General features: G+C 63.8%; 11 protein-coding genes and 1 tRNA gene. 5 read left to right on the top strand and 7 right to left on the bottom strand.

Annotation, left to right across the window (positions count from 1 at the left end; genetic code table 11):
• Window positions 1-24: 24 nt before the first annotated feature.
• The 6 genes from rpmE to EII42_RS01100 all read right to left on the bottom strand — a co-directional run bounded on the left by rpmE (window position 25) and on the right by EII42_RS01100 (window position 6,226).
• Complete coding sequence (gene rpmE, locus EII42_RS01125; RefSeq protein WP_125170258.1) at window positions 25-234, bottom strand: 50S ribosomal protein L31; 210 nt, start codon at window positions 232-234, stop codon at window positions 25-27.
• A 109-nt stretch (window positions 235-343) separates the two neighbouring features.
• Window positions 344-1,993 carry a transcription termination factor Rho gene (gene rho, locus EII42_RS01120; RefSeq protein WP_125170257.1) on the bottom strand — a complete coding sequence of 550 codons (1,650 nt, stop codon included), beginning with the start codon at window positions 1,991-1,993 and terminating at the stop codon, window positions 344-346.
• A gap of 150 nt (window positions 1,994-2,143) precedes the next feature.
• The gene (gene thrB / locus EII42_RS01115) at window positions 2,144-3,010 is read right to left on the bottom strand and encodes a homoserine kinase (protein ID WP_125170256.1); all 867 of its coding nucleotides are present in this window, start codon (window positions 3,008-3,010) and stop codon (window positions 2,144-2,146) included.
• A complete protein-coding gene (locus EII42_RS01110) occupies window positions 3,007-4,302 on the bottom strand; it encodes a homoserine dehydrogenase (RefSeq protein WP_125170255.1) in 1,296 nt (431 codons plus the stop codon). Before EII42_RS01110 ends, thrB begins: the two co-directional genes overlap by 4 nt.
• Window position 4,303: 1 nt before the next feature.
• Window positions 4,304-5,707 (bottom strand): diaminopimelate decarboxylase, encoded by a 1,404-nt coding sequence (gene lysA / locus EII42_RS01105; RefSeq protein ID WP_125170254.1) that lies wholly within the window; start codon window positions 5,705-5,707, stop codon window positions 4,304-4,306.
• A gap of 24 nt (window positions 5,708-5,731) precedes the next feature.
• On the bottom strand, window positions 5,732-6,226 hold the full coding sequence (locus EII42_RS01100; RefSeq protein ID WP_125170253.1) for a hypothetical protein: 495 nt from the start codon (window positions 6,224-6,226) through the stop codon (window positions 5,732-5,734).
• A gap of 80 nt (window positions 6,227-6,306) precedes the next feature.
• Here EII42_RS01100 and EII42_RS01095 point away from each other — a divergent pair.
• From EII42_RS01095 to EII42_RS13235, 4 genes are all read left to right on the top strand, one after another.
• Window positions 6,307-6,378: transfer RNA gene (locus tag EII42_RS01095), tRNA-Arg, on the top strand.
• A 29-nt stretch (window positions 6,379-6,407) separates the two neighbouring features.
• Window positions 6,408-7,655: a glycosyltransferase family 87 protein gene (locus tag EII42_RS01090; protein WP_125170252.1), complete on the top strand. Its 1,248-nt coding sequence runs from the start codon at window positions 6,408-6,410 to the stop codon at window positions 7,653-7,655.
• A 72-nt stretch (window positions 7,656-7,727) separates the two neighbouring features.
• On the top strand, window positions 7,728-11,471 hold the full coding sequence (locus tag EII42_RS01085) for a multifunctional oxoglutarate decarboxylase/oxoglutarate dehydrogenase thiamine pyrophosphate-binding subunit/dihydrolipoyllysine-residue succinyltransferase subunit (protein WP_125170251.1): 3,744 nt from the start codon (window positions 7,728-7,730) through the stop codon (window positions 11,469-11,471).
• Between the two features lies 1 nt (window position 11,472).
• On the top strand, window positions 11,473-11,649 hold the full coding sequence (locus tag EII42_RS13235) for a DUF6104 family protein (protein WP_199729757.1): 177 nt from the start codon (window positions 11,473-11,475) through the stop codon (window positions 11,647-11,649).
• A 217-nt stretch (window positions 11,650-11,866) separates the two neighbouring features.
• On the opposite strand, the gene EII42_RS01080 is transcribed toward EII42_RS13235, so the two are convergent.
• The gene (locus EII42_RS01080) at window positions 11,867-12,250 is read right to left on the bottom strand and encodes a hypothetical protein (RefSeq protein WP_125170250.1); all 384 of its coding nucleotides are present in this window, start codon (window positions 12,248-12,250) and stop codon (window positions 11,867-11,869) included.
• A 152-nt stretch (window positions 12,251-12,402) separates the two neighbouring features.
• Here EII42_RS01080 and EII42_RS01075 point away from each other — a divergent pair, with 152 nt between their 5' ends.
• The gene (locus EII42_RS01075) at window positions 12,403-12,651 is read left to right on the top strand and encodes a WhiB family transcriptional regulator (RefSeq protein ID WP_125170249.1); all 249 of its coding nucleotides are present in this window, start codon (window positions 12,403-12,405) and stop codon (window positions 12,649-12,651) included.
• Window positions 12,652-12,654: the final 3 nt, after the last annotated feature.

The raw sequence follows: 12,654 nt of genomic DNA, 5'->3' as shown, positions 1-12,654 counted from the left end.
CCAGCGTTTCCCACGACTGACGCCTCAGCTCTTCTTGGCGTAGCGACGCTCGAAGCGGGCGACGCGGCCACCGGTGTCCAGGATCTTCTGCTTGCCGGTGTAGAACGGATGGCACTCGGCGCAAACGTCGGCGCTCATCGAGCCCTTGGTGAAGGTGCTCTTGGTGCTGAAGGTGTTACCGCACGTGCAGGTGACGGTGACGTCCTGATACTCGGGGTGGATGCCCTGCTTCATCAATTCTCCTCAACGATGTGTTTCGCCCGGGTCGCATTCGGCGCGTGAACCGGCACGGCCTCTCATTATGCCAAGGCGACCGGGTATGTCCAAACCTGGTTCCCGACAATCAGCCCTCGGCGGCCGGGGTGGTTTTGAGCACCGACACCAAGAACTCGTGGTTATTCTGGGTCTTGCGCATCCGGCTGAGCAGTGTCTCCAGCGCGCCGGAGTCGTCCAGCCCCGACAGCGCACGGCGCAGCTTCCAGATGATGGTCAACTCGTCCCGACCCAGGAGCAGGTCCTCCCTACGCGTGCCGGAGGCATCGACGTCGATGGCCGGGAAGATGCGCTTATCTGCCAGCTCCCGACGCAGCCTGAGCTCCATGTTGCCGGTGCCCTTGAACTCCTCGAAGATCACTTCATCCATCTTTGATCCGGTCTCGATGAGTGCCGTGGCGAGGATGGTCAACGAGCCGCCGTTTTCAATGTTTCGCGCGGCACCAAAGAACTTCTTGGGCGGATAGAGCGCAGCCGAGTCGACGCCGCCGGAGAGAATGCGCCCCGACGCCGGTGCGGCCAGGTTGTAGGCCCGGCCCAGGCGGGTGATGCCGTCGAGCAGGACGACGACGTCGTGGCCCAACTCCACCAGACGCTTTGCTCGCTCGATGGCCAACTCCGAGATGCTGGTGTGATCTTCGGCGGGGCGGTCGAACGTCGAGGCGATCACCTCGCCCGAGACGGTTCGCTGGAAGTCAGTGACCTCCTCGGGACGCTCGTCCACGAGGATCACCATCAGGTGAACCTCCGGGTTGTTGGCCGTGATGGCGTTGGAGATGGCCTGCATGACCATGGTCTTGCCTGCCTTCGGCGGCGACACGATCAAGCCGCGCTGCCCCTTACCGATTGGCGCAACCAGGTCGATGATTCGCCCGGTGAAGCCATTCGGCGCGGTCTCCATTCGCAGCCGCTCCTGCGGATACAGGGGCGTGAGCTTGGCAAACTCGGGCCGGTTCTTGGCCCGCTCTGGATCGTCCCCGTTCACAGTATCGATCCGGACCAGCGGATTGAACTTCTCCCGGCGCTCCCCCTCACGTGGGGTGCGGATAGCGCCAGTGATCACATCGCCGCGGCGCAGGCCGTACTTGCGCACGGTTCCCATCGAAAGGTAGGCGTCGTGAGGTCCCGGCAGATAGCCGGTGGTCCGGACGAAGGCGTAATTGTCCAGGATGTCGACGATGCCACTCACGTTCACCAGCACGTCGCCTTCGCTGATCTGTGGTTCCGCCTCGATCGCGCCCACACGCCCTCTGCGGTTCTGTCGATCCCGATTGCGCCGTCGGCGGCTGCGACGCGAACCACCGCCGCCCAGGTCAGCATCGTCGAAGCTGATCGGCGCCGGCTCGGCCGCTGGCTCCGCAGGTTTGGGTGACTCCCCCATCGCCGCGGCCAGCAATTCGCCCACCTCTTCGTTGGTTTCCTCCTGCGAAGCTCGATCGCGCTCGCGCTGGCGACGGCGACGCCCCCGGCCCTCCTTAGGCCGCTGCTCCTTGGCGTCGTCACCGCCTTCATCAACCTTTGCGGGACCCGGCAGTTCTTCCTGTGCCGCAGTTTTTTCGCTGGGTTTCTCCGCGGCCTTGGCCTGCGGTTTTGTGGGCCTGTCGCCCTCGATCGCTGCGATAAGCTCTGCCTTGCGCAGACCCGAAACTCCCTTGATGCCCATTCCGGTTGCGATGCTCTTGAGTTCGGTGAGCTTCAGCGACGCCAAAGATTCGGTCACGAATTATTCCTTCCGCACGCCCACTTATCGGGCGCTCACGGGTAGTGATGAGTTGATGCCCGGGTGCGCGGTCCAAGCGCGGTGGCTCTGTGCACTTCCTGCGGGCCTCCAAGCATGCTAGCACCGCCCACCGCCGCCGAACAAGCGCAGTCAGTCGAGCCTGACCCCGCAGCCGAAGGAAAGACGCACTTCCCGGAAGCCCCCCGCGGAGACAGAGTTGGCGGGCGCCAGCTGCTGCTCGGTGCCGATTGCGATGGTGGTGGGCCCGGCCCCCGATATCGTTGCAGGCACTCCAACCTCGCGCAGCCGGGTCATCAAATCAAAGCTCTCCGCCATCAAGTGACGCCGGTATCGCTGGTGCAGCTGATCCTCCGTGGCTGCCAGGAGTCGTTCCGGGTTGGCAAGAGCTACCATCAGCCGCGCGGCACAGGCCGCCTGGCGCACCGCGTCCGCTCGGGGCACCACCTCAGGCAGGGTGGCTCGCGCGCCCTTCGTCGGAACTTCGGTCTCCGGCACCCAAACCCGCGCCGTGAGTTCGTCCGCCACGGGTATCCGGTCGATCAGCACCGTCCCGTCCTGCACCCACCCGAGGGTCGCGCCGCCGTACACGGCGGCCGCCGCGTTGTCTGCATGGCCCTCAAGCGCACTGGACAACCTCGCCAGCTCCGCAAGGTCGAGCCTTGGGCCGCGAGCGATGCCCCACGCAAATGCCAGACCCGCGACGATGGCCGCCGCCGAACTGCCCAGACCGCGCGAATGCGGAATCGTGTTGTGACTGCGAAGCCGCAAACCGGGCAGCCGTCCATCGCCCCACTCCTCCAGCCCACGTCGGATCGAAGCGATCACCAAGTGTCTCTCGTCGAGCGGCACCTGCTCCGCTCCCTCGCCGGTCACCTCGACTCGCACGCCGGTGCCTCCGACCTCGAGGTGGAGTTCGTCATACCAGCCGAGAGCGATTCCGACGCAGTCGAATCCCGAGCCAACATTCGCCGTGGTGGCGGGCACGAATACCCTCATCGCGACCCTTCGATGCGCATGAAGCGCACCTCGTCGCCGACGAAGTCAGCGGAGCGCAGATCCGCGACAACCGCCGCGAGATCATCCTCCACCGCCTCGTGAGTCATGAACCCGAGACGCGCCGAGAAACCATCGCTCCGCTCAAGGCCCTCCAGGTAGGACTGCTGCACGGTCTGCACCGAGACGTTGTGCTGCGCAAACAGCGCCGCGCACTTGGCGAGCACACCTGGGCGGTCCTCCACCGCGAAGGAGATGAAGTAGCGGGTGCGGGACTCGCCGATAGGAGAGATCTTGCGATCGCGGTAACTGGACGACGACGGCGCGGTGCCTCCGCGCACGATGTGCCTGGCCACTGTCACCACGTCGCCCATCACCGCAGACGCAGTCGGTGCACCACCCGCGCCCGGGCCGAGGAACATGAGCTCTCCCGCCTCACGGGTGTTCACGAAAACCGCATTGTAGGCACCGGAGACGGAGGCCAAGGGGTGAGTGAGCGGAACCATCGCCGGGTGCACCTTCACCGTGACCGCATCCTCGGTTCCCTTGGCGACGGCCAGCAGCTTCACGGTGCAGTTCATGGACTTTGCCGCTTCTATGTCCTGCGCGGTGATCCCGGAGATGCCCTCGCAGTAAACCTCGCTACCCTTCACGTTCGTGTGAAAGGCCAGCCCGGCAAGCAGTGCGGCCTTCGCCGCCGCATCATGGCCCTCCACATCAGCCGTCGGATCAGCCTCCGCGTAGCCAAGCTCCTGCGCCTGCCGCAGGGCATCGTCGAAGCTGAGCCCAGCGGTGACCATCTTGTCGAGGATGTAGTTAGTGGTGCCATTCACGATGCCCATGACCGTGGTGACCTCGTCGCCCACCAGGGATTCCCGTAGCGGTCGGATGATGGGGATGGCGCCAGCTACCGCCGCCTCGTAGTACAGGTCGGCACGCTTCGCCTCCGCCAGCGCAGACAGTTCAGCAAGCTCCTCAGCAAGCAGTGCCTTGTTGGCTGTCACGACGGAGGCGCCGCGATCGAGAGCTCGCCGGATCAGTCGGGAAGCGGGTTCCAATCCGCCCATTACCTCGATCAGCACGTCGCAGCCGTCCACCACCCGTTCAAGATCCGTGGTCAGCAGCGCTGGATCGATGCCAGGACGCTCCTTGTCGAGGTCTCGCACCCCGATGCCCACCAACTCCAGCGGGCGCCCGATGCGGGCCTCCAGGTCCTCCGCCTCCTCAAGCACGATCCGGGCCACCTGGGTGCCGACGATGCCCGCGCCCAGCAAGCCAACCTTCAGAGCTTCCATTTCATTCACCTACGTCCAGCAGCATGAGATCGTCAAGGGTTTCGCGTCGCAACAGTACTCGAGTTTCGCCGTCGCGCACCGCAACGACCGGTGGTCGGGGAACCTGGTTGTAGTTGCTGGCCATCGATCGCGCGTACGCGCCCGCACCGGGCACGGCGATGATGTCCCCGACCGCGATGTCGCCGGGCAGGAACACGTCGCGGATCAGGATGTCCCCGCCCTCACAATGCTTGCCCACCACCCGACTGAGCAGCGGCTCCGCAGTGGAGCTCCGGTTCGCCAGCACGGCGGAATACTCCGCGGCGTAGAGCGCAGGCCGAATGTTGTCACTCATCCCACCGTCGACGGAAACATAGGTCCGCACCTTGCCTCCGTCCAGTTCCACCGGCTTGATGGTCCCGACGGTGTACAGCGCCACCCCGGCAGGCCCGCAGATCGCGCGCCCCGGCTCTATGGACAGCTCCGGCCTCGCCAATCCCAGCGCGCGGCATTCGTGGGCCACCATCTCGGTGAAAGCGGCGCTCAGCTCCTCCACCGGCTTTGGAGCGTCCGCCTGGGTGTACGCAATACCGAACCCTCCGCCGAGATCGAGTGCCCTCAGCTCCTGGCCGGTGGCCGTCTTGAACTGATGGGCCAGCTTCATCGTGCGACGGATGGCCACCTCAAAGCCCAGGGTCTCGAAAATCTGCGAGCCAATGTGGCTATGGATGCCGTCGAGTTCGATGTAGGGCGAGTGCTGACAGCGCACCAATCCGGCCAGTGCCTGCCCACCCAGGATGCTGAGACCAAACTTCTGGTCCTCATGAGCAGTCGCGATGTACTCGTGGGTATGTGCCTCGACTCCGGTAGTGACCCGAATCATGGCTTGCGCGGTGGTGCCCAGTTCCGCGCAGGCCCGTTCGATCCGCTCGATCTCCTGGAAGGAATCGATGATGAACCGACCGACGCCGACCTCCAGCGCGTAGCGAATCTCCTCCATGGACTTGTTGTTTCCGTGGAAACCCAGTCGCCCTGCAGGCATCCCGCCAGCCAACGCGACGCGCATCTCACCAAGGGTGGTGACGTCCAGGTAGAGCCCTTCTTCCATGACCCAACGGGCGATCGCCCTGGTCAGCAGAGATTTGCCCGCGTAGTAGATACGCCAGCCCGCGAACGCCTCACGGAAAGCAACGGCCCGGGCACGGAAGTCTCTCTCGTCAATGAAGTAGGCGGGAGTCCCATGCTGGGCAACCAACTGGGAAACCGGTGCTCCGCCGATGACCAGCTCACCCGAGGCGTCACGAACGGCCCCCACCGGCCAAAGTTTCTCATCGAGCGTGTTGAGCTCCTCGGGCGTCCTCAGCCACTGCGGCTTGATCCCCGAATAGTCAGCGTGCAGGGCGCCGGCGATGTGCATGTGCGTCATAGTGGCTACAAGAGTGCCAGAGAATCACGAGCCGGCTCGCACCTCGACCGCCTGATGACCACGCAGCACCAAGTTGACGGGATCCGATACTCGTTCGCCATCCGCGAAAACGCTGACGCCTTCGCAAACGTCCCCCAGGCACCGCGAGTCGAAACGCACGCCCCAGAGCTGGAAGAACTGTCCCAGCGTTGCCCCGTCGTTGCCCGGCCCCTCCAACCAGATGTCGCCGCCGGCGTCGTGAGTGTGCAGGACCGCCTGCACGGCCCTCAGCCGGTCAACGCCGATCATCGCCGGTATGGCTACGCGTTGCCCGTTGCGTTCAACCTGTAGCTTCAACACCCAAGGGTCGGTGTCCTCCCCGATCGGGCGATGCTCCATTCCCGCCAGGTCGAGGTAGGAGATGGCATCGCGCGGGGCATCCCACGGTGGCGCCGATTCCCGAAGGACCGCCGGGTCGGGTTCCGGCCTCGAAACGCATGCGGCAAGCAAAGCAGCCGCAACGATCAGCAGGTTTCGCATGCCCCAAACCTAGCCCACTGCACGTTTGCCGAATTGTTTGCTAGGCTTTGCAAGGCTCGTGTCGCACAGGACGCGGTCAGGCCCCCGTAGCTCAGGGGATAGAGCACCGCCCTCCGGAGGCGGGAGCCGAGGTTCGAATCCTCGCGGGGGCGCCGTGAACATCTAAAGAGCAGGAGCGTCGATGCGGCTGAACCGGATGGAGATACTGCCGCCGCTGACTTTGGCTTTGCTGTTCCTGGTCACCAGGGCGATCACCTACCTGATGTGGTTGCGCCCCGAAGCCAATTTCGTCGCGAACGACATGTCCTACTACAACTACCACCTGTGGCACCTGAACCAGGGACAGGCCGAGGTGATGGTCGAGTATCCGGTGCCCGCCGTGTGGATCCTCAACGCCTGCTACCACGTGGGCAACTACCTCGGGGCGTTGCTCAGCACCGACTGGCAGCCTTTCTTCTCCGCTCTGCTTCTCCTGCTCGATGCCGCAGTGGCGGCGAGTCTTTACCGTAGGCAGAACTTCACGGGCGCTCTGTTCTGGATCATGTTCACCGCGGCGAACGGGGCTATCGTCTGGTTCCGCTTCGATTTGCTGCCGGCCGCGCTGGTGGCCTGGGCCTGCCTGTGGCTGGTCGCACGACCCGCGCTCTCGGGAGCTTTCGTCGCTGCGGGTGCGGCCATCAAACTCTGGCCCGCAATCCTCATCGCGCCTCTTCTAGCACCCGATCCACGTCGCGGAGTCGGACGTCGACGCCTCACCGGGTTCCTCACCGCGGGCGGCGTGCTCGGGCTGGCCGCTCTCGCCGTCGCGGGCTTGGAGCGCAACCTGAAGCCGCTGGCATGGCAGAGCGAGCGAGGGTTGCAGATCGAGTCAGTGCCTGCCACGCCGCTGATGCTGGCCCGCACCTATTTCGCGCCCGGCGAGTGGCATATCTGGCTGTCGGAGTACAACGCCTTGGAGATCGCTGGCCCTGGTGTGGGGGTGATGCTCACGGTTTCGACGGCGCTGACCCTGCTGTCTTTGCTGGCAGCTGTTGGGCTGAGTGTGCTGCTGATCAAGCGCCGGTCCGGGCCGACGGTGGTTCTGCTTGCCGTATGCACCTTGGTGCTGTTCACGGTCATCGCCAACAAGACTCTCTCGCCCCAGTACGTGCTCTGGTTGGGCGGCCCGGTGGCCGTGCTGTTGGCCCACGTACGCTGCCCCTGGCTCAGGAGACACTTGGTAGTGCTCGGCGCGGCCCTCGTCGTGGTGGGCGCGTTGACCCAGTACACCTACCCCTGGGGGGCCTTCGGCATCATGGCGCTGCCGCAGGGCTCCGGCGCGGACATCGCCGTCCTGGCCGCTCGTAACCTGTTGTTGATCGTGCTCACCGCGTACTCGGGCTGGCTAACAGTCAAAACTGCCGCGACAGCAGACAAGAGTTTTGGCTAAGCTGTTTCATGCAGCCGCAGGTGTCTGCGGGAAACCACACATGAGAGGGATGTGGCTTAGCCACACGCAGGTATGTCTACAGTTGATTTCAGCGACGAATTTGGAGCTAATGCCTGGCTGATTGACGAAATGCGGGAAGCCTACGAGCGCGACCCACAGTCCGTCGATGCCTCTTGGCAGGCGTTCTTCGCAAAGGAGCGAAGCGCGCAGCAGGCACAGAACCCCCAGAAGCAACCGGCTTCGGCGGCCCCTCGCCCGGCGCCGCAAACGCCGCCCGCAGCCGCGCATCCAACCACGAGAACCCCCGACAAGGCCGATCATCCGGCCCCGCCCAGCGCAAACGCACCAACCACTGAGCAGGTTCAGCGCACGTCCGAGACCCCGGCCCAACCCGGATTCGGCGGTGGCCTGTCCGCCAACGCACCCAGTCCTGCGCTGCGTCCACAGATCGCCGTGAAGGAACCAAGGTACACGGTGCTCCGTGGTGCCCCCATGCGGACGGCGAAGAACATGGATGCCTCGCTGTCCATGCCGACCGCGACGTCGGTGCGCTCGGTGCCGATGAAGTTGGTCATTGATCAGCGCACCAGCATCAACAACTTCCTGCGCACCTCCAAGGGCGGCAAAGTTTCGTTCACGCACATCATCGCCTACGCCATGATCCAGGCGCTCAAGGCCGTGCCCAGCATGAACAACGCCTACGACGTGGTTGACGGCAAGCCCAACCTCGTCGAGAACCCTTCGATCAACCTCGGCATCGCGATCGACATTAAGAAGAGCGACGGAACCCGCCAGTTGCTGGTGCCCAACGTCAAGGGCTGCGAGAACCTTGACTTCGCCCAGTTCTGGTCGGCGTACGAGGCCGTGGTGAGGAAGGCCCGGAACAATGAACTGACCGTCGACGACTTCGCCCGCACGACCGCCACGATCACCAACCCTGGCGGCATCGGGACGAACCACTCCGTGCCGCGGCTGATGAATGGCGCCGGCCTGATTCTCGGCGTGGGCAACATCGACTATCCGGCTGAATTCCAGGGAGTCTCCAGCTCTCGCTTGCTCGAGCTGGGTGTTTCCAAGGTGACCACCCTCACCTCCACGTACGATCACCGCGTGATTCAGGGCGCTGAGTCCGGCGAATTCCTGAAGGTCATGCACGAGTTGCTCCTCGGCGCAAACGGCTTCTACGACGAGATCTTCGAAGCGCTGCGCATCCCCTACGAGCCCCTTCGGTGGGCGGCGGATGTGTCAGCTCATCGGGACAACCAGGTGGGCAAGCAGGCCCGCGTGCTGGAGTTGATCAACGCCTACCGCTCCTTCGGACACCTGGTCGCCGACATCGACCCGCTCGAATACCGTGCCCGCCGCAACGACTACCTCCAGTTGGAGGAACACGGGCTCACGATCTGGGACCTCGATCGCGAGTTCGCGGTCGGCACCTTTGCCGGCCAGCCCCGACAGTACCTCTCCCTCCGGGAGATCCTGAGCATCCTGCAGAGTTCGTACTGCCGCACGTTGGCTGTGGAATACATGCACATCGCGGACCCGAAGCAGCGCGAGTGGTTCCAGCAGCGCATGGAGATGCCGTTCACTCCGCTGACCCACGAGGAGCACATGCACGCCCTCGACAAACTGAACGAGGCCGAGATCTTCGAGACCTTCCTACAGACTAAGTTCGTCGGGCAGAAACGATTCTCCCTGGAAGGTGGCGAGTCCGCAATCGTGCTGCTCGACGAAATCGCTCAGCGCGCCGCAAACGACTCCCTCGATGAGGTCTGCATCGGGATGCCTCACCGTGGCCGCCTCAACGTGCTCGCCAACATCGTCGGTAAGAAGTACGGCCAGATTTTCAAGGAGTTCGAGGGCTCCGCAGAGACCGCTGGTACTGGCGACGTGAAGTACCACCTGGGCAACGAGGGTACCTTCGTCGCCCCCAACGGCCGAACCATCAAGGCCTCGGTGGCCGCCAACCCGTCGCACCTAGAGGCGGTGAACCCGGTTCTGATGGGAATCGCGCGAGCCAAGCAGGACATGCTGGGCGGCGACGACTACCCCGTGCTGCCAATTCTGCTGCACGGCGACGCCTCGTTCTCCGGTCAGGGTGTGGTCTTCGAGACACTGCAGATGAGCCAACTTCGGGCGTACAAAGTGGGCGGCACCATCCACGTGGTGGTCAACAACCAGGTAGGGTTCACCACCTCACCGGTGGAGTCTCGCACCTCCACCTACTGCACCGACGTGGCCAAGGCCATTGCCGCGCCAGTGCTGCACGTCAACGGCGACGACCCCGACGCCTGCATCCGTGCCGCCCGGATCGCGTTCGACTATCGCCAGGCCTTCAACAAGGATGTTGTGATCGACCTTGTCTGCTACCGCCGACGGGGACACAACGAAGGTGACGATCCGAGCTTCACGCAGCCCAAGATGTACGACCTCATCGAGCAGAAGCGTTCCACACGCCGCCTGTACACCGAGTCCCTCGTCGGCCGCGGTGACATCTCCATGGCGGATGCCGAAGCCGTGATGAACCGGTTCCGCGAGCGGCTTGAAGGTGTCTTCAGAGAGATGCGCCAGGACGCGAACGGTATCGACGATGACTACCGCAAGGTGCCCTACTACCCGGCAAAGCCCGACCAGCGGCTCACCGAGATCACCCCAGACGAGGTCCGTCGAATCTCTGAGGCTCATCGTGTCTTCCCCGAAGGATTCCAGGTTCACCCGAAGGTGCTTCCGCAGATGGAGCGACGGGCCAAAGCCATCATGGAGGGCCCCATCGACTGGGCCACGGCCGAGATGATGGCGATCGGTTCGCTGCTCATGGAAGGCCGTCCGGTGCGGATGTCCGGCCAGGATTCGCGTCGGGGCACGTTCTCGCAGCGTTTCGCAGCCGTCGTTGACCGGCAAACGAACGAGGCCTACGTCCCGATGAAGCACCTCACGGACGATCAGGCGCCGTTCGAGATCTACGATTCGCTCCTGAGCGAGTACGCGGTGATGGGTTTCGAATACGGCTACTCGGTCGCCCGACCTGACGCGCTTGTCATGTGGGAGGCCCAGTTCGGAGATTTCGCCAACGGCGCGCAGACCATCGCAGACGAGTTCATCTCTTCCGGTGATGCGAAGTGGACGCAGAAATCCGGCGTCGTCCTGCTGCTCCCCCATGGCTACGAGGGGCAAGGCCCCGATCATAGCTCGGCCAGGATCGAGCGCTGGCTCCAGCTGTGTGCCGAGGACGCGCTCGGCGTCTGCCAGCCGTCAACGCCTGCCAGCCATTTCCATCTGCTGCGAAACCATGCCTACGTTAACTTCCACCGTCCGCTCATCATCGCGACGCCGAAGTCGATGCTGCGCAACAAGCTGGCCACTTCGATGCCGGACGAGTTCACCTCCGGCAGGTGGCATCCCGCCATTGACGACCCGACGGTCCTTGATCCGCAGCAGGTGACCAAGGTGTTGCTGTGCTCGGGCAAGGTGCGTTGGGAACTCGTCGCTCGCCGCAGCAAGCTTGGGCTCGACGGCAGGGTCGCCATCATCTCCTTGGAACGGCTCTACCCACTTCCGGCCGCAGAGTTGGCACAGATCCTGGCCCGCTACGCACACGTTTCCGACGTGCGCTTCGTCCAGGACGAGCCGGAGAATCAGGGGGCCTGGCCGTTCATGGCGCTGCACCTGGCGAAGGCGATTCGGGCCCATAACCCCGGATTCCGGCAGGAACTGGTTCCGGTGACTCGGACGTGGTCCTCGGCCCCCTCGGTGGGCTCGATGATGCGTCACCAGCAGGAGGAAGCTGACCTGCTGCGACGCGCGTTGGAGGTGTGAGTTGTACTTCACGGATCGCGGTTTGGAGGAACTCGTCGCTCGGCGGGGCGAAGAGGAGGTTTCGTTCGAGTGGTTAGCTGAGCAGCTGGGCATCTTCGTCGACCTGAATCCCGAGTTCGAGACGCCCATCGAGCGGTTGGCTTCCTGGCTGGCGCGGCTCGACGACGAGGACGACTAGCTCCGGGCGACCCGCGGCCGGCTCTTCTCTGGCAAGGCTTGCCGAGGTACGAACAGAAACGGAAAGTCTGGACCCGGTGTGCACCCGGGTCCAGAACCGCTCTCGTCACGCCACAACCACTTTGCTATCCGCGAAAGCGGCGCCAGCAAACTCTTCAAGCGATCCGGGCCCTGTTCGGCCTGCCGCCCGGAGATATTAGGCGGAGTGATCGCCAGGCTCAGCGGTGCATGGCGAGCCGAGTGCTGGGCAGGATAGCCGCGATCCCAGCCACTGCAATGAAGACTAACGATGTCAGAGCGAGCCAAAACTGCCCTGGATCTGCGGTAGACAGGAATGACCCCACAGCGAAGGCATTGAGCAAATTGGCCGCTACCAGCATCCCCCAAGCCCACTGGAAGCGAAGGAATGACAGCACGACCACGCCAAACATCAGCACGCCGTAGATCAACAACGTTATGCCGGTGCTGAACCCGAGCTGCTCAGTGCGCGAGACCAGCGAGGCGATCCCGGCTGCTATCACGGCGACGGAGCTAAGACCCGTCAGGCTGAGGGACAGCCCGAAACTGAGCGGAGCAAGTCTGTCACGAACCACATTCCACATGAGCACAGCATGGCGCACGTTCGTTCATGAGGCAAGGGCCGAGACAGTTGGTTAAACCAAACCCTTGTCGTTTGGGGTCTGACCGAGTACATTTCAATGGTTCGAGCTGTTGAACGATCTCCTACACTGATGCGAAAGGAAGTGCAACCTACATGGATTGGCGTCATAGGGCTGCTTGCCTGACGGAGGATCCAGAGCTCTTCTTTCCCGTGGGAAACACTGGCCCTGCACTCGCACAGGTCGAGGAAGCCAAGAAGATCTGTCATCGCTGCGAAGTGATGGATCAGTGCCTGTCGTGGGCGCTGAGCGCGGGCCAGGACCATGGGGTCTGGGGGGGCATGAGTGAGGACGAGCGGCGAGCCATCAAGCGACGCAACGCGCGGAGCCGGTTGAAAAGCTAGCCA

The sequence above is a fragment of the Tessaracoccus sp. OH4464_COT-324 genome (genome assembly GCF_003932855.1).
GTDB lineage: Bacteria > Actinomycetota > Actinomycetes > Propionibacteriales > Propionibacteriaceae > Arachnia.
Note: the sequence above shows the minus strand (reverse complement) of the source record. Positions and strands in the feature narration are given on the sequence as shown.